Source organism: Mesorhizobium huakuii, from assembly GCF_030160235.1.
Taxonomy (GTDB): Bacteria; Pseudomonadota; Alphaproteobacteria; order Rhizobiales; family Rhizobiaceae; genus Mesorhizobium; species Mesorhizobium huakuii.
The window spans coordinates 294,354-311,299 of record NZ_BSNY01000047.1 but is presented as its reverse complement, the minus strand read 5'-3'; the positions used below and the strand labels follow the sequence as shown (position 1 = coordinate 311,299).

At 64.4% G+C, this 16,946-nt stretch carries 16 protein-coding genes; 7 read left to right on the top strand and 9 right to left on the bottom strand.

The features are described from left to right. Positions 1-70 precede the first annotated feature (70 nt). Positions 71-1,051: a GlxA family transcriptional regulator gene (locus tag QQK95_RS23750; RefSeq protein WP_095771508.1), complete on the top strand. Its 981-nt coding sequence runs from the start codon at positions 71-73 to the stop codon at positions 1,049-1,051. A 15-nt stretch (positions 1,052-1,066) separates the two neighbouring features. On the opposite strand, the gene QQK95_RS23745 is transcribed toward QQK95_RS23750, so the two are convergent. From QQK95_RS23745 to xylA, 3 genes are all read right to left on the bottom strand, one after another. Then, entirely contained in the window at positions 1,067-1,270 is a 204-nt protein-coding gene (locus tag QQK95_RS23745; RefSeq protein WP_095203128.1) for a hypothetical protein, read from the bottom strand. Between the two features lie 220 nt (positions 1,271-1,490). After that, a complete protein-coding gene (locus tag QQK95_RS23740; RefSeq protein WP_284276821.1) occupies positions 1,491-1,988 on the bottom strand; it encodes a GNAT family N-acetyltransferase in 498 nt (165 codons plus the stop codon). A 90-nt stretch (positions 1,989-2,078) separates the two neighbouring features. Further along, on the bottom strand, positions 2,079-3,404 hold the full coding sequence (xylA, locus tag QQK95_RS23735) for a xylose isomerase (protein ID WP_284276820.1): 1,326 nt from the start codon (positions 3,402-3,404) through the stop codon (positions 2,079-2,081). Positions 3,405-3,517: 113 nt separating this feature from the next. On the opposite strand from xylA, the gene QQK95_RS23730 reads away from it, so the two are divergent. Next, the gene (locus tag QQK95_RS23730; protein WP_284276819.1) at positions 3,518-3,880 is read left to right on the top strand and encodes a nuclear transport factor 2 family protein; all 363 of its coding nucleotides are present in this window, start codon (positions 3,518-3,520) and stop codon (positions 3,878-3,880) included. A gap of 32 nt (positions 3,881-3,912) precedes the next feature. Here the strand turns inward: QQK95_RS23730 and xylB are convergent, their stop codons facing one another. Beyond that, entirely contained in the window at positions 3,913-5,367 is a 1,455-nt protein-coding gene (gene xylB, locus QQK95_RS23725) for a xylulokinase (protein ID WP_284277056.1), read from the bottom strand. A gap of 82 nt (positions 5,368-5,449) precedes the next feature. Further along, positions 5,450-6,772, bottom strand: coding sequence for a tetratricopeptide repeat protein (locus QQK95_RS23720; protein WP_284276818.1), 1,323 nt, complete (start codon positions 6,770-6,772; stop codon positions 5,450-5,452). Between the two features lie 225 nt (positions 6,773-6,997). Between QQK95_RS23720 and QQK95_RS23715 the strand changes: the two genes are divergently transcribed. Beyond that, entirely contained in the window at positions 6,998-9,787 is a 2,790-nt protein-coding gene (locus tag QQK95_RS23715; RefSeq protein WP_284276817.1) for an autotransporter family protein, read from the top strand. Between the two features lie 74 nt (positions 9,788-9,861). Here QQK95_RS23715 and QQK95_RS23710 read toward each other — a convergent pair whose 3' ends face one another. Next, complete coding sequence (locus tag QQK95_RS23710) at positions 9,862-10,485, bottom strand: LysE family translocator (protein WP_183464827.1); 624 nt, start codon at positions 10,483-10,485, stop codon at positions 9,862-9,864. A gap of 156 nt (positions 10,486-10,641) precedes the next feature. Beyond that, positions 10,642-10,764 (bottom strand): hypothetical protein, encoded by a 123-nt coding sequence (locus QQK95_RS23705; protein ID WP_080511902.1) that lies wholly within the window; start codon positions 10,762-10,764, stop codon positions 10,642-10,644. Between the two features lie 239 nt (positions 10,765-11,003). Here QQK95_RS23705 and QQK95_RS23700 point away from each other — a divergent pair, with 239 nt between their 5' ends. The 4 genes from QQK95_RS23700 (at position 11,004) to QQK95_RS23685 (ending at position 15,551) form a co-directional block, all read left to right on the top strand. Further along, on the top strand, positions 11,004-11,771 hold the full coding sequence (locus tag QQK95_RS23700) for a L,D-transpeptidase (RefSeq protein WP_284276816.1): 768 nt from the start codon (positions 11,004-11,006) through the stop codon (positions 11,769-11,771). Between the two features lie 153 nt (positions 11,772-11,924). Beyond that, entirely contained in the window at positions 11,925-13,091 is a 1,167-nt protein-coding gene (locus QQK95_RS23695) for a diphosphate--fructose-6-phosphate 1-phosphotransferase (protein WP_284276815.1), read from the top strand. After that, entirely contained in the window at positions 13,091-13,813 is a 723-nt protein-coding gene (locus QQK95_RS23690) for an MBL fold metallo-hydrolase (RefSeq protein WP_284276814.1), read from the top strand. Before QQK95_RS23695 ends, QQK95_RS23690 begins: the two co-directional genes overlap by 1 nt. A 196-nt stretch (positions 13,814-14,009) precedes the next feature. Then, positions 14,010-15,551, top strand: a complete 1,542-nt coding sequence (locus tag QQK95_RS23685) for a DegQ family serine endoprotease (protein ID WP_284276813.1) — start codon at positions 14,010-14,012, stop codon at positions 15,549-15,551. A gap of 77 nt (positions 15,552-15,628) precedes the next feature. Here QQK95_RS23685 and coaA read toward each other — a convergent pair whose 3' ends face one another. Both coaA and QQK95_RS23675 read right to left on the bottom strand, forming a co-directional pair. Then, positions 15,629-16,588 carry a type I pantothenate kinase gene (gene coaA / locus QQK95_RS23680; RefSeq protein WP_284276812.1) on the bottom strand — a complete coding sequence of 320 codons (960 nt, stop codon included), beginning with the start codon at positions 16,586-16,588 and terminating at the stop codon, positions 15,629-15,631. Positions 16,589-16,612: 24 nt separating this feature from the next. Then, entirely contained in the window at positions 16,613-16,936 is a 324-nt protein-coding gene (locus QQK95_RS23675) for a phosphoribosyl-ATP diphosphatase (protein ID WP_284276811.1), read from the bottom strand. Positions 16,937-16,946: the final 10 nt, after the last annotated feature.

Below are 16,946 nucleotides of genomic sequence, written 5' to 3'. Positions count from 1 at the left end.
CGACATGCACAGGAACCCGTACAACATTGCGCGACTTGCGGGATGCTGCTTTACGCTTTACGAAGACGACATGACAAAAAACGAAAAAGCGACAATCTTTCGCGCTGAGCAGTCGCCACTCAAGGTGACGCTGCTGGTGTTTTCCGGGGCATCCATCATGTGCGTGGCATGCGCCGTCGATCCGCTGCGGGCGGCCAACCGCATCGCCGGCGAAACCCTGTTCGACTTCAAGCTGGTTTCGGTGACCGGAGAGGCGCCGGTCACGACATGCGGCCTGCCGGTTGCGGTCAGCGGCCGTTTCGATGCGACGGAACCAACCGATGTCCTGGTCGTGGTCGCGGGCTTCGGCACGCAGAACTATGCCACATCAGCCTTGCTTGCCGGCCTGCGCCGCGCGGCGCGGTCGGCCCGTGCCTGCGGCGGCGTCGAGGCGGGCACCTGGCTGGTGGCGCGCGCCGGGCTGCTGGAAGGGCGTAGCGCCACCACCCATTGGGAGGACATGGAGGATTTTTCGTCGGCCTTTCCCGGCGTCGACGTGCGCCCCGATCGCTACATCATCGATGGGCCGGTGTTCACCACGGGCGGCGCGTCGCCAACGCTCGACCTGATGCTGCACCTGATTCGCACCCGGCTCGGCATGGCCGTGGCGCTCGATGTGGCAAGCGCGTTCATCTACGATCAGGCGCGCGTGGCGACCGATGCGCAGCCGCTGGTCTCGCTTGGCCGGCTCGACGGCTACGACCCACGCCTGGCGCAGGCCATCCGGCTGATGGAGGCGCATGTCGACCAGCCGCTGACCATAGAAGCCATCGCCAAGCGCGCCGGCGTGACGGCTCGCACCCTGGAGAGCATCTTTCGCAAGTCGATCGGCGAGACGCCGGGCGCCTACTATCTGAGGCTACGGCTGGGGGCGGCGCGCCGGCTGGTGGTCGACACGCGGGTGGCCATGGCGGATATTGCCGGGCGGACGGGATTCTCGTCCGCCGCGGCATTTTCCAGAGCGTTTTCAAGAGCTTTCGGCGAAGCCCCGGTCAGGTTGCGCCGGGGTTAGGTCAGTTCAGGGGAATCAAGCGGCGTTCTGGCGATCGCTGCCGGCGTCGATCTGCGAGCGCATCTGTCTCACCAGCCGGACTTCAAAGCGGTTGCTGACGGCGCGATCCCATTCGTTTTTCACGTCGTCGGTCGGCCGCGGCAGCGCCATCAGCCGGTCGATGATCGATCCGGTCTCCCCGGATGAGAGCAGGGCGTCGATTTCGCGTTCGTGCTGCATATCGGTTCGCCTCCTTCCTTTTCACCCGCCACAGGCCCGTCTTATACGAGATACGTGACGGCAGTTTGAAGGCAAGAGCGAGGTCATTGAGGGGCGGCCAGGGGCAAAACCATGTCGCCAAACGCGCACTTTGGCGCAACGCCGTTCCGTGCGCAAAAGTCCGAATCAGGAAGGTCGGGCTAGGGCCTTGTTTTGACGCAATTCCGAACGGAAAACCGCATTACACTTTTCCTGGAATTGTTCCTAGCCGTTTCTCGAACAGCACGGTGGTGAAGCCGCTGTCCCATTCATCGTCGGGATAGCGGTCTTTTTCGGCGTAACCGACCGCCTTGTAGACATTCTGGGCGCGCTCGTTGAACGTATCCGTCTCGAGTCGCACCTGGCCGAATCCGGCGGCGGCAATGGCCTGCTCGGCGTGCGACAGCAACCTGCCGCCAACACCCTGGCCTTGATGGCTGGCCCTGACATGCACGGCCTCGATGAAGTCACCGCGCCAGTGGATCAGGCCGATAATCTCACCGTCGACCTCGGCAAGCGTGAATTCCGGCCAGTTCCGCTCGACATAGCGCCCGCCAATATCGGTCTCGACATAGCGCCGAGCCGATGCCTGGCTGACGTGCGGCAGCCAGGTGCCTTCAAAGGTGTCCTGAAGCACCTGCTTCAGGACCGCGACATCGCTCGCCTGTGCCTTGCGCACCGTGATCCGCCCGTTTGCCATTGTCTTCTCCCTTCGAGGGAGTGGACTAGCAAACGGCGATCACGGCCGCTTTCAGCCACATCAGGCGGATGTCGGTCCAGAAGTCAGGCTTCAGACGTAGCGGTTGACGATGTTTTCCAGCAATTCCTGGCGGCCTGAGCGCGGCTGCGGCTCGATCTTCTTCTTCACCACGCGCTCGGCGATGTCCTCCAGCGTGCGCTTGCCCGACAGCATTGCCTTGCCCTCTGCCGTGTTCCAGCCGGCATAGCGCTCGGCCAGCGGCGCCGACAGCGCCTTGTCCTCGACCATGCGGGCCGCGGCCTTGAGACCACGTGCGCAGGCATCCATGCCGCCGATGTGACCGATCAGCAGGTCCTGCGGGTCGAGCGACTGGCGGCGCAGCTTGGCGTCGAAATTGGTGCCGCCGGTCTTGAAGCCACCGGCCTGCAGGACCTGGTAGTAGGCCAGCGCCATTTCCGGCACGTTGTTGGGGAACTGGTCGGTGTCCCAGCCCGACTGGTAGTCGTTGCGGTTCATGTCGATCGAACCGAAGACGCCGAGCGCATTGGCCAGCGCCAGTTCGTGCTCGAAGGAATGGCCGGCCAGGATGGCGTGGCCCTGCTCGATGTTGAGCTTGACCTCCTTCTCCAGGCCGAAGCGCTTGAGGAAGCCATAGACGGTGGCGACGTCGTAATCATACTGGTGCTTCGTCGGCTCCTGCGGCTTCGGCTCGATCAGGATGGTGCCCTTGAAGCCGATCTTGTGCTTGTAGTCGACGACGAGGCTGAGGAAGCGTCCGGCCTGTTCCTGCTCGCGGGCAAGGTCGGTGTTGAGCAGCGTCTCATAGCCTTCGCGCCCGCCCCACAGCACATAGTTCTCGCCCTTCAGCCGCTTGGTGACGTCGATGCAGCTCTTCACCGTCGCCGCCGCATAGGCAAAGACATCCGGATCGGGATTGGTGGCGGCGCCCGACATGAAGCGACGGTGCGAGAAGAGGTTCGCCGTTCCCCAGAGCAGCTTGACCCCAGTCTGCTTCATCTTGCCGGCGAAATAGTCGGCGATCTCGTCGAGACGGGCGGCACTCTCGGAAAAGTCCTTGCCCTCTGGGCGGACATCGGCGTCGTGGAAGCAGAAATAGGGCGCGCCGAGCAGCGAGAACATCTCGAAGGCGACGTCGGCCTTGAGCTTGGCCAGTTCCATCGTGTCGATGCCGCCGGCCTTGGGGAACCAGGGGCGGTCGAAGGTCTGGCCGCCGAAGGGGTCGCCGCCCGGCCAGGCAAAGGAGTGCCAGTAGGCGACGGCGAAGCGCAGATGGTCTTCCAGCCGCTTGCCGGCGACGACCTCGTCAGGATTGTAGAACCGGTAGGCCAGCGGATTGGTCGAATCCGGCCCCTCATATTTGATCTTCTGGATATCGCCGAAAAATCCGCTGCTCATGATTTCTGTCCTCTCTCGAATAGTTCGCCCTGATTACCTCAGGCGTAATTGGTTTCGGTCTACCGTAGGGTGAAAAGGGTCGTGTCAAAGCCACTCAACAAAGGAGACAGACCATGACCGACCTCAACAAGATCGCCGAGGGTTACATCACCGCCTGGAACGAAAGCGATGCCGGTCGCCGCGCCGAATTGCTGAAGACCACCTTCACCGAAGACGTCAGCTATCGCGATCCGATCATGCAGGGCGACGGCCACGAAGGCGTCGCGGCGCTCATCGACGGCGTGCAGCAACGCTTTGCCGGCTTCCGCTTCTCGCTGAAGGGCACGCCGGACGGGTTTGCCGACAAGATCCGCTTTTCCTGGAATCTCGGGCCTGAAGGCGTCCCTTCGGTGATCGAAGGCACCGACATCGGCGTCATCGAAAACGGCCGCCTGAAGAGCGTCACCGGCTTCCTCGACAAGGTCCCGGCGCAGTGAGGCGGGACGTTGCGGCGTGGGCGAGAAATCGTTCACGCCGTGGCACCCCTGATTGCCGGATAGAGCGCCCGATAGCGGCGATAGGCGTCCGCGTAGGCGCCGCCGAGCTTGGCATCCGGTTCGATCGTGGCATCCGTCCTTGGCGCGGAGCAGACGGCCAGCGGATCAGCACCCGTCGCCGCGATCAGGCCGAGCCTGGCGGCGCCGAAGGCGGCGCCGAAATCGCCGTCGGCGGGAATATCCACCGGCACCTGCAGCGCGGTGGCGATCGATTTCAGCCAGTAGCGGGAGCGTGAGCCGCCGCCGATCGCCGTCACCCGCGTCAAGGTGGTGCCGGCTGTCTTCAGGGCTTCGAGACTATCACGGAAGGCGAAGGCGACGCCTTCGAGCACCGCCTGCGTCAGCACTGCGCGGCTCGATTCATGCGCCAGCCCGGTGAAGGAACCGCGGATGGCGGAATCATTGTGCGGCGTGCGCTCGCCCGAGAGGTAGGGCAGGAAGGATACACCGGTCGGCGCCTTCAGCGCGTCGCCGAGTTCAGCGGTCAGTTCACCCGCGCCCTTTCCAGTGATCTCCGACAGCCAGTTGAGCGAATCGGTCGCCGACAGGATGACGCCCATCTGGTGCCAGGTGTCGGGCAGCGCATGGCAGAAGGTGTGGACAGCGCTTGCCGGGTTGGGCAGATAGGACGCATTGGCGGCAAACAGCACGCCCGACGTGCCCAGCGAGACAAAGGCATGGCCGGCGCCGACCGTGCCCATGCCGCAGGCCGAGGCCGCATTGTCGCCGGCGCCACCGGCAATCGGGATACCGGCCTCGACGCCCCATTTCGACGCCAATTCGGCGCGCAAACCGCCGGCCTTCTCAGTGCCCTCGACCAGGGACGGCATCTGCTTCTCGTCGAGCGACGTAGCCGCCAGCAATTCGGCCGACCAGCTGCGCTTGCCGACATCGAGCCAGGACGTGCCCGCCGAGTCGGACATTTCGGAAATGTGCTCGCCGGTCAGCCAAAGCCGCAGGAAATCCTTCGGCAGCAGCACCTTCGCCACCTTGGCGAAGACGGCGGGTTCGTTGTTCTTCACCCAGGCGAGCTTGGGCGCGGTGAAGCCGGGGAAAACGATGTTGCCGGTGAGCTTGCGGAAGCGCGGATCGGCGTCGAGCGCCGCTGCCTCGACATGGCTGCGCGTGTCGTTCCACAGGATGCAGGGGCGCAGCACATGATCAGCCGAATCGAGCAAGGTGGCGCCGTGCATCTGGCCGGACAGGCCGATGCCTTTCACCGCCGCGAACTGCCTGGGATGGGAAGCCCTGAGTTCGGCGATCGCGTCTTCGCAGGCGCGTATCCAGTGGGACGGATCCTGTTCGGACCAGCCGGGATGCGGCCGCGAAACGTCAAGCGAGCCATGGCCGGAGCCGATGACGGTCTGTCCGGCATCGATCAGCAGCGCCTTGACGCCCGACGTGCCCAGGTCGAGGCCGAGATACATGTCATCCTCCCATGCCATTTATTTTTTTCGGGTCTCGAAAAAATCTGGCTGAGCCAGTTTTTAAGGCAAGATCCGCTTCGGGTCAATTCTCTGACAAATCGGCTGCACGTCGTGCAAGCAGCACAGTGAGCGGACTGTCCGGCCGCGCCATCGAGCGCTCGGCCGTGAGCGCTCCGGCGAGCGCGCGGTCACCGGCCCGCAAGGCCGCTTCGATCAGCGTCAGGTCGATGACGTCGCGCTGTGCGTGGCTGCCGCCGAAGCGGTTGGCGATCGCCCGGATCGGCCGGATGAGGCGCACGGCCTCGCTGTAGTTGGCCTCGCCGAATGCCTTGATTGCCAGCGTCAGCGGATGGCCGACATCCCGGGTGAAAGCCGCGTTGTCGCCATCGCCGCGCATCGCCTCGCGCTGGGCCTCGAGCAAGGTCCGCGCCGGGGCGTCGAGCCCGGCGCCAACGAAGGCCATCATCGCATGCGCATCGTTAAAGGCATAATCGCCCGCGCCGGCCTTGGGCCAATTGGCGGCGAGCGCCGTCCAACGGTCGCCAACATCGATACCGCCGAGATGCAGCCGCCACAGGATGGCCGACGCATCGACCATGTTCAGCGCCATCGCCGATGGCGTGCCATAGATCGGTCCGTCATAGAGCGCCAGCACCTGATCGGTCTCGCCGAGATCGTAGTGGAACAGCGCCAGGTGCCACCAATTGTGAACCTGCAGGAAGCTCTCCTTTGTCCAGGCTTCGGGATTGGCGCGCATCCAGGCGATGCCGTCCCTTTGCCGGCTTTGCATCTCCATGACATGCGCGACCGCATGCTGCGCCCAGCCGTCGCGCGGTTCGATCTCGACCGCCGCGCGGCCAAGCTTTTCGGCCCTGATATAGTCGCCCATTTCCTCCAGCCCGAAGGCCTGCATGCCGAGGATGCCATGATAACCGGGCATATCGCTCTGCCAGGACGGCAGGGCGCGGGCGATGCGGTCACGCAGCATGCGGGCATTGCCGGTGAAGAAGTCGATCTGATGCCCGACCTGCAGCGCCAGCGCGTCGAGCGGGGTCTCGATGGCGATATCCTCGAGGACCCTGGCGGCGTCGTGCCTGCGCCCGTTGGCGAGGTGGCCGAGGGCCAGAACATGCGCCTCTTCGCGCGCCGTCGCGGCAAGCGGCAGCGCCGCCTCGTGGCAAGCCCTGGCCACCGCCGTCGCGTCGCGCTCGGTGGCGAGGCCGAAGAGATAGCCCTTGAAGACGTGCGCCATGACGAAACCGGGATCCGCCGATATGGCACGGTCGACGGAGGCGACGGGATCGCCGATAAAGCACAGCAGCTCACGCACGGCCTGGCTGTAGGGCGTGAACCCGGCTTCGGTGGCGCCCGAAAATGTCAGGCCGAATGCGTCCCTGATTGCCATGCAACATCCTCTGACCGACCTGGGACAGCCCCAGACCCTTCGGCCCAAGGCGATCTTAAATCATGGGCCACGGACGTGCCAATCATGCACTGCACAAGGTCTATCCCAGCAGCCTTTGCAGTTCATCAACCATGGAATGCAGATTAGGCTTTGTAAAATCGAACGAATTGTGGCTTCATTGCGGCGCGGCGAAGGGCTTGTAATCGCGATCTGAGAGGGGACGCGATGCGGCATTTTGAAATACAGCGTCCGAACAGCCGTTCGGAAAACGCTGATGAGTCGATTTCTTTGTCGTGGCGAAAGCCGCCGCAAATCCATCCATGGTTTATTAGCTTACTTGCAACTACCGCACTTGTGTTGCTGCCAAATTCTGCGGCCCTGGCGGCCTGCGTACTGATTCCGTCTGCGGGAAACACCACCTTCACCTGCGATAGCGGCGATTCAGGCGGCAGCCTTACCGATACCAGCGGCGACAACAGGCTGACCTTTCCCGCCGGCGGCACCGGGCAGGTAAGCGGCAATGTCACCTTCGGCGCCGGCACGGACCGTATCAACATGCAGTCCGGCACCATCACCGGCACGGTCGACCAGGGCGACGGCACCGATTTCTTCACCATCGGCGGCGGCACCGTCGCCGGCAATGTCCAGCAGGGCGCCGGCATCGACGACTTCAACATGAGCGGCGGCCAGATCGGATCGCTCAACCAGGGCGACGGGCTGGACACATTCACCATGACAGGCGGGCGAATCGTCGATTTCTTCGACGATGGCGACAATGCGGTGATGACCGGCGGCCGCATCGGCCGGGTCAACATGAAGCTCGACAAGAACTATTTCAACATGTCCGGCGGCACCATCGACCGCAACCTCGTCACCGGCTTCGACCAGGACACCATCATCCTGTCGGGCGGCACGATCGGCGGCAACATCAGTGTCAGCGGCGGCAATGACAGCGTGACGATCACCGGCGGCACGGTCGGCGGCGATGTGCTGATGAGCTTTGGCTCCGACAGTTTCGTCTGGAATGGCGGCGGTATCATCTATGGCGCCGTCGATCTCGGCGCCGACAACGATACCGCCAAGCTCAGCAACCTCACCAACGCCAATCTCGGCGGCACGGATGCCCTGAATGGCGGCCTCGGGACCGATGCGCTGACCTTCGACAACGTCAAGCTCGACGGGATCGCCAGAGTCCAGAACTGGGAAAGCATCAGCGCCACCAACGACACACAGCTGATGCTCGACGGTACTCTCAAGCTCGGCGACAGCGGCACCGGCACGGGCTCGCTCAGCGTCGATGCTTCGAGCACGCTCTATGGCGGCGGCTTCAACTCGACGATCCAGGCCTTCACGGCAGGCCAGTTGGCGCAGGTGACCAATGCCGGGCGCATCGACCTGACCAACGGCACCACCGGCGCGACCGATCGGCTGACGATTTCGGGCAACTATGTCGGGGCAGGCGGCGTGCTGCTTGTCCAGACCGAACTCGGTGACGATTCTTCCGCGTCCGACAGGCTGGTGCTGTCGGGCGGCACGGCTTCGGGCTCGACCGGCATTTCGGTGGTCAATGTCGGCGGCGCGGGCGCCGCGACCACACAGGACGGCATCATGCTGGTCCAGGCGGCCAACGGCGCCACTTCGGGCGCCTCGACCTTCGCGCTCGATGGGCCGGTCGCCGCCGGCGCCTTCGAATACTACCTCTTCAAGGGCGGCGTCAGTGCCGGCAGCGAGGAGAACTGGTACCTGCGCTCGACGCTGATAACACCGACATCGCCGGCGGCGGCGCCACCGACGGTCGAGCCCTCCCCGCCAGTGGAACCGGTGCCGCCGGCGGTCGAGCCGCCACCCCCGCCGACCTCCGAACTGCCGCCGACCCCACCGCCGAGCGAGGGCGACATCAACAATCCGCCGGTCGACCCGACGCCGCCCGTGCAGGCCAGCGACCCGCAACCCGAACCACCGCCACCACCACCACCGGCGCCTCCGGCGGATCCGCCACCGCCGCCACCGGTGGTGCCGACTGTCGTGCCCGAGCTGCCGATACCGGCGGCGGGTCAGGAAATCGTGCTCTACCGCATCGAAGTGCCGGTCTATTCGGCCTTGCCGCCGGTGGCCGAGCACCTGGCGATGACGACGCTCGGCACCTTCCACGAACGGCGGGGTGAGCAAAGCCTGCTGTCGAACCCCGAGCTGTCGCCGGTCTGGGGCCGCATCTATGGCCAGGACGCTGAGATGGGCTGGTCGGGGACGGTGTCGCCCTCCTTTGACGGCTCGCTGTTCGGGCTCCAGGCCGGCTTCGACGTGTTCGGCCGCGACACCGCCTCAGGCGGGATCGATCGCGCCGGCCTGTTCGTCGCCTATGCCAACATGAAGGGCGATGTGCGCGGCCAGGCGCTGGGATGGAGCGATCTGTCCGTCGGCAGCCTCAACGTCAGCGGTACCAGCGTCGGCGGTTACTGGACCCGCATCGGCCAGGGCGGCTGGTATCTTGACGGCGTCCTCATGGCCACCTTCTTCGGCGGCGACGCGACATCGTCGCGCGACATCGGCATCGATGTCGGCGGAACCGGCGTCACCGCTTCGCTGGAGGGCGGCTATCCCATTGCGCTGGCACAGGGCTGGACGCTCGAGCCGCAGGCGCAACTGGTCTGGCAGCATCTGTCGCTCGACGACACCAACGACCGCTTCTCGTCGGTTTCCTTCGACACCGACGACAGCGTCAGCGGCCGGCTTGGCGCGCGGCTGCAGGGCGAGACCACCATCAACGGCGTGGCGCTGCAGCCCTACCTCAAGGCCAACATCTGGCACGATTTCGGCGGCACAAGCCATGTCAATTTCGACACCACCGACATCTCGACCGAGGGCCGGTCGACCTCCTTCGAGTTCGGCGGCGGCGTGGTTGCTGAGGTGACCGACAAGGTCAGCCTCTTTGCCACGGGCGACTACACGACCAATCTCGGCGGCGACAAGCGCCGCATCCTCGAGGGCAATGTGGGTATCAGCGTGAAGTGGTGAGGCAAGGTGTGCCGATATTCAGGTGAGGCCGGCCTGACCTGAATCTCAACACACCTTGGGCGCGCCGGCTTATCTCAATTGCCCGAACGCATCGCCACCGTGGCGATGCCGGCGCCGACCAGCAGCGTCCCGCCAGTGCGGTTGAAGATGCGGATCGCCTTGGGATTGCGCACGACATTTCGGGCGCGCGCCGCGATCAGCGCATAGCCGAAGGCATTGGCGAAGGCGAGCGCCAGGAAGGTCGTCTCGAAGATCAGCATCTGCGTCCAGAAATCGGCATGCCGGTCGAGGAACTGCGGCAGGAAGGCGACGAAGAAGGTGATGCTTTTCGGGTTGAGCGCGGTGACCAGCCAGGCATGCGCCATCATCTTGGCCGAGGACACCGCATCGGTGCGCGGCTCGGCCTTCAGCGCCCCGCCGGCGCGGAACAGTTTCACGCCGAGATAGATCAGATAGCCGGCGCCGATCAGCTTCAGGACGGTGAAGACGGTCGCCGACGCGGCGAGCAGCGCGCCGATGCCGAGCATCGACAAGGTCATGGCGGTGAAGTCGCCGAGCGCCACGCCAACCGCCATCGGCAAGGCGGTGCGCCAGCCCTGGCCGAGCGCATAGGATACGACCAGCAGGATCGTTGGCCCCGGAATGATGAGCAGGATGGTCGACGCGGCGGCGAAAGCGGCCCAGTTCTCGAAGGACATGTCTGTCTCCCTTGGGTTAAGGAAAAGGATAAATCCTCAGCCCAGGGGGAATGTAAAGAGGCTTGATATTCGTTTTCTTGCGCGATTACGGACGGAAACCCGCCACGGCTTTTCCTGGATTGCGATGATTTCAATTACGCCAAATACAGGTCGGCGTCAGTTCGCGCCGCCCAGCGTGCTCACGATATCGGCCAGGCTGACATCGGCACCGAGAACCAGTGCGGCCGCGACAATGGCAGCGGCAAAAAGCGTGATGTCGGTTTTTAACGTCTTGCACATGGAGGCCCCTCGCTGATCGCCTGATGAGTAGGAAAGGCCGGTGCCGGGATTATGTCCCGACCTGGGTCTTTTTGTGCAGGAACGCCCGGTTACCACCTCATTCGGGACGGCGCGATGCCGCCAGGCCAGGCGCAAATGCAGGCAGCGCAAGGCATTCACGCTTTATCAACCATGAATGATGAAAATGCCCGCTATCCGGCCGGACCGTGCTTCCCGCCGACAGCGTAGGGTTTGGGTATATGCGTGAGTTGCCGCAAGGTCTGACGTCGCCACGAAACGGCGACGCAATCGAGACCGATCATCCTCTTTCCCGCCGCGCCATACTGTCCGGGGCAGGCGCGCTGGCTCTGCTCAGCGCCGCCGGCTGCTCGACGTCCGGCGGCGGCATGCCGGCGCTTGAACTCGACAATACGGTCACCGGTTCCGTGCCGCCGATGCGGCCGGCCATCAGCGTCGACAAGAACATCACCAGCCCCGACCTGATGTATGCCGCCTTGACCGACAATGGTTTCAACGTGCCTGAAGTGCCGTATCTGAAGGTCAAGCCGGAATTCCGCCGCCAGATCGTCGTCGACACGACCGGCGAGGCGCCCGGCACCATCGTCGTCCACCTCAAGGAGCGCATGCTCTATCTTGTCCAGCCGGGCGGCGACGCCATCCGCTACGGCGTCGGCATCGGCAAGGACGGTTTCCGCTGGTCCGGCCGCGCCAACATCCAGTATGGCAGGGAATGGCCGACCTGGACGCCGCCGCCTGAGATGATCCAGCGCAAGCCCGAACTGGTGAAGTGGCAGGGCGGCCAGCCCGGCGGCATCACCAACCCGCTCGGGGCGCGCGCGCTCTACATCTACCAGGACGGCAAGGACACCGGCTACCGCATCCATGGCTCGCCCGAATGGTGGAGCATCGGCCAGGCGATGTCGTCGGGCTGCGTGCGCCTGATCAACCAGGACATCATCGACCTCTACAGCCGCGTTTCGAAGAAAAACCCGGTCGTCGTCATCTGATCGTTTTGGGCGGCCCACGCGGCCGCCCTCGTTCCAGGTTGAGCATGATCTTTCCGAAGACTTTTCGGGCTCATGCTCCGGACTCCCCCGTTGCACGACAGCGAAAGACAGGCGAAGGTGCCTGCGAATTCATCGCCTCGGGAGACGTCAGGAATGGCCGGAACTTTTGTCATCGCGCAAGGCGGCGGCCCGACCGCCGTCATCAACCAGACGGTGGTCGGCGCCACGCTGGAGATCCGCAAGCGGCATCCCGGCGCCAAGGTGTTGGGATCCATCCATGGCGTGCGCGGCATCCGCGACGGCAACTATGTCGACCTCTCCGCCATTCCGGAAGACCGGCTGCGGCTGATCGCCGGAACGCCGAGCGCGGCGCTCGGCTCGACGCGCGACAAGCCGGATGCCGCCTATTGCGATGTCATCCTCAACGGCCTGAAGAAGGCCGGCGCCGATGCCTTCATCTATATCGGCGGCAATGACACGTCGGGCACGCAGCAGATCCTGACCGATGCCGCCGGCGGCTCGATCGCCTTCGTGCATGCGCCGAAAACCATCGACAACGATCTCGAGGAAAACGACCATACGCCGGGCTTCATCTCGGCGGCCGAGTTCGTCGCCGGCGCCTTCCTCTCCGTCGATCTCGATTTCCGTGCTTTGCCCGGCATCTATGTCGGCATCGTCATGGGCCGGCATGCCGGTTTTCTCACCGCGGCGGCCGCCGCCTGGCAGCTCGATCCCGACAGCGGCCCGCATTTGGTCTACGTGCCGGAGCGGCCGTTCTCGGCCGCGGGCTTCATCGACGACGTGCGCGCCACGCTCGACCGCCACAAGCGCTGCATCGTCGCCGTCTCGGAAGGGGTAAGCACCGCCGATGGCAAGGCGCTGGTCGAAAGCCTGGTGCCGCCGGAGAAGCTCGAGCGCGACGCGCATGGCAACGTCAAATTGTCGGGCAGCGATCTGCCGGCGGCCCTCGAACGCGCGTTGGCCGAAGGCCTGCCGGGCAAGCGGGCCCGCGTCGACGCGCTCGGCTACATGCCGCGCGGCTATGTCGGCGCCATCAGCGCCGTCGACGCGCAGGAGGCCTTCGATGCCGGCGCCTTCGCCGTCTCCGTCGCCGAACAGGGCGGCGGCTCGGTGGCGCTGCAATATGACGGCACAAAGACGGTGCTGAAGAAGGTGCCGCTGAAGAACGTCGCCGGCAAGACCCGCCACATGCCGGACGATTTCATGAAGCCCGAGGTCAACCAGCTGTCCGAGGCCGGCATGGCCTACCTCAAGCGGCTGGTGCCGGAAAAATACAAGGTCGGGAAGCCTTTCGTCTGATGCAGGCTTCCTGGTTCAGCAAGAGCATCGTCGACGACAGGACGACGATGCTGACAGAGCCGTTCGTGCATGACTATGTGCGCGCCAACATCTGGCATCTGCGTGGCCGCGACGCCGACCTTTTGGTCGACACCGGCATGGGCATCTGTCCGCTGGCGCCGCAGATCGAGACGCCGCGGGGCAAACCGCTGCTGGTCGTCGCCACGCATATCCATCTCGACCATGTCGGCTCGCTTCATGAGTTCTCGTGGCGGGCCGGACCGAGGATGAGCGCGACCCAATTCGAGAGCATGGATGAGGCGGCGACCTATGCCTGGATGTTCCATGACCTCGAAGGCGCCGTCTCGAAATTGCCGGCGCCTGGCTGGAAGGCCGCCGACTACAAGATCCCCTCGGCACCGCTGACGCGGACGCTGGACGAGGGCGACGTGGTCGATCTCGGCGACCGGCAATTGCGCGTGCTGCACCTGCCCGGGCATTCACCGGATTCGATCGCGCTGTTCGACGAGGCCGACGGGCTGTTTTTCAGCGGCGACGCCATCTACGACGACACGCTGATCGACTCGCTGCCGGATTCCGACCGGGCCGCCTATGTCAGCACCATGCGGCGGCTGCTCGACCTGCCGATCCGCATCGGCCATGGCGGCCATGGGCCGAGTTTCGACGGCAAGCGGATGCGTGAGATTTCCACCGACTATCTGCGCCGGCATGACGATCCGTGAGCGCTCCTTGAATTAAATCTTCGTAAGGTCGGCCAAAAACCCTAATTCGGGCCGATCGGCACCCTAGATAGCCTAGTGTCGATCCGGCCGGCGCCATGTACGGCGAGACAGGCAACCCGGTCGTCGACACGCCGACGGGCGCTTCCTCCCAAGATGCCCGCGGCGCCGGATCAACCCTCGCCCGGACAGAACGACCATGTCACCTCTTGGTATTCTTCGTAGGCATCGCGTCGCCGCCCTGCTGGGCGCTGCGCTGATCATCTCCCCCGTCGTCGTCTCGTTCGCCCAGAGCGCGAACAGCACCGGCGTCAGCAAAATTGTCGCGACAACCCAGACCCCGGTTGCCGGAATAACGGCCCCGAACGGCTCGTTCGCGCCGATCGTGGCGGCCGACAAGCCGGCGGTGGTCACGGTCACCACCATCATGAAGGCGCAGCCGGCAGGCGCCGATGACGGCATGCCTCTCGGCAACTCGCCGTTCGACCAGTATTTCCGCCAGTTCTTCGGTGACCAGGGCATGCCCGCTCCGCAGACGCCGCCTCAACAGGCCCCGCGCGCCGAGGCGCTCGGTTCCGGCTTCATCGTCGGTGCCGACGGCACCATCGTCACCAACAATCACGTCGTCGACGGCGCCTCTTCGATCAAGGTGACGCTCGATGACGGCACCGAACTTCCTGCCAAGCTTGTCGGCCGCGACGCCAAGAACGACCTCGCCGTGCTCAAGGTCAAATCCGACAAGCCCTTGCCGACGGTCAAATGGGGCGATTCCGACAGGCTGATGACCGGCGACCAGGTTCTGGCGATCGGCAATCCGTTCGGCATCGGCACCACGGTCACCGCCGGCATCGTTTCGGCACGCGGCCGCGACCTGCATAGCGGGCCGTTCGACGACTTCATCCAGATCGACGCGCCGATCAACCATGGCAATTCCGGTGGCCCGCTCGTGGATGTGAACGGCAATGTCGTTGGCATCAACACGGCGATCTATTCGCCCAATGGCGGCAGTGTCGGCGTCGGCTTCGCCATCCCGTCGGACCAGGCACAAAAGGTCGTCGCCAAGCTGATGAAGGACGGTTCCATCCAGTACGGCTATCTCGGCGTCGAGATCCAAGAGGTGACGCCGGACGTGGCTAGCGCCATCGGACTCGATCATCCCGGCGGCGCGCTGGTTTCGAAGGTCAATGACAGCTCGCCCGCCGCCAGCGCCGGCGTCGAGGCCGGCGACGTCATCACCGGCTTCGCCGGACAGGACGTGAAGGATCCCAAGGACCTGTCACGAGCCGTCGCCGATGTCGCGCCCGGCGCCAAGGAAACGCTTGATGTCTGGCGTAAGGGCAAGGCCATGCAGATTTCCGTCGACGTCGGGCAAAACAGCGACGATGTGAAGACGGCATCGGCGGACGATTCCGGCACGCCGAGCGCCGAGCAGGGCTCCCGCGCGCCTGCGATCGGACTTGGCCTGATGGACATCACGCCCGACATTCGCCAGGAAATGAACCTCGCCGCCAACGAGCATGGCGCGGTGGTTGCGCGCGTCAGTCCCGACAAGGCGGCCGCCGCTGCCGGCATTCAGCCCGGCGATATCATCGTCGCCGTCAACCAGGCCCCGGTGAAGAGCGCCAAGCAGGTCACGCAGGCGATCGCGCAGGCCAGCAAGTCGGGCCGCAAGTCGGTGCTGCTTTTGGTCGAACGCGACGGCGGCCAGCTCTATGTCGCGGTGCCGTTCGCCAATGGCTGAACCGCGATGCGGATGAGATGAACGTCGAGGTGGCGGACCTGCCGGAGGCGGGGCCGCCACTTCGGTATCCGGCCAGTCTAAAGTTTGCGCAGCGCCACTTCCTGGACCAGATGGTCGGCGCCCTTGCGCAGGATGAGGTCGGCGCGGGCGCACGTCGGCAGGATGTTCTCGCGCAAATTCTTCAGATTGATGTTGGACCACAGGCCTTCGGCAATCGCGCGCGCCGCTTCCTCTGAAAGCTGCGAGTAGCGATGGAAGAACGAGTCCGGATTGCGAAAGGCGGTCTCGCGCAGCCGCATGAAGCGCGAGATGTACCATTCGTGGATCAGCTTCTCGTCAGCATCGATATAGATGGCGAAGTCGAAAAAATCGGACAGGAAGGGCACGATCTTCCCGTCCTGCGGCAGTTTGCCCGGCTGCAGGACATTGATGCCTTCGAAGATCAGGATGTCGGGCCGGTCGATGGTGACGAACTCGCCGGGAATGACGTCATAGGTAAGGTGCGAATAGACGGGCGCGCGGACATCGGGCAGCCCCGACTTGATGCCTGAGAGGAAACGCAGCAGCGCGCCGACGTCGTAACTGTCGGGAAAGCCCTTGCGTTCCATCAGGTTCTCGCGGCGCAGCACCTCATTGGGCAAAAGGAAGCCATCGGTGGTGATGAGATCGACCTTGGGGCTCGAAGGCCAGCGTGCCAGAAGCTCCTTCAGCACGCGCGCGGTGGTCGATTTGCCGACGGCGACGGAGCCGGCGATGCCGATGATGAACGGCGTCTTGACGATATCGACGGCGTTGAAGAAGGCCTGGCGCTGCCGGAACAAGAGCTGGCTCGCCTCGACATGGGCGGACAGAAGCCGCGACAGCGACAGATAGATGCGCTTGACCTCCTCGAGGTCGACCGGATCGTTTAGCGAACGCAGGCGGCGGAACTCGTCTTCGCTCAGCGTCAGAGGCGTATCGGCGCGAAATTGCGACCATTGCTCGGCCGAGAAGAAACGAAAGGGGGAATATTTCTCGGTTGGCGCGAGCTGATCCATCGAGATACCTGCCCTCCCTCGCGGTCAGCCCTTGGGCCGTGACGCCTTCTCGGCGATGCCCGAACGCCCGGTGCGGCTTTCGAGCTCCTTGAGCACGTCACTCAACGGAACACCCGAGAGGCCGAGAACGACGAGCCAATGATATATAAGATCGGCACTTTCGGAAACGAGGCCCTGTCTGTCGCCCTTGACGGCGGCAATCACCGTCTCGACCGCCTCCTCGCCAAGCTTCTGGGCCGCCTTGTCGATGCCGCGCGCGAACAGTTTCGCCGTCCAGGACTCCGGGTCGCCGGAATGGGCGCGGTCCCTGATGATTGTCTCCAGATCGGAGAACGAAAATTCAGCCATGGCGCCTAGG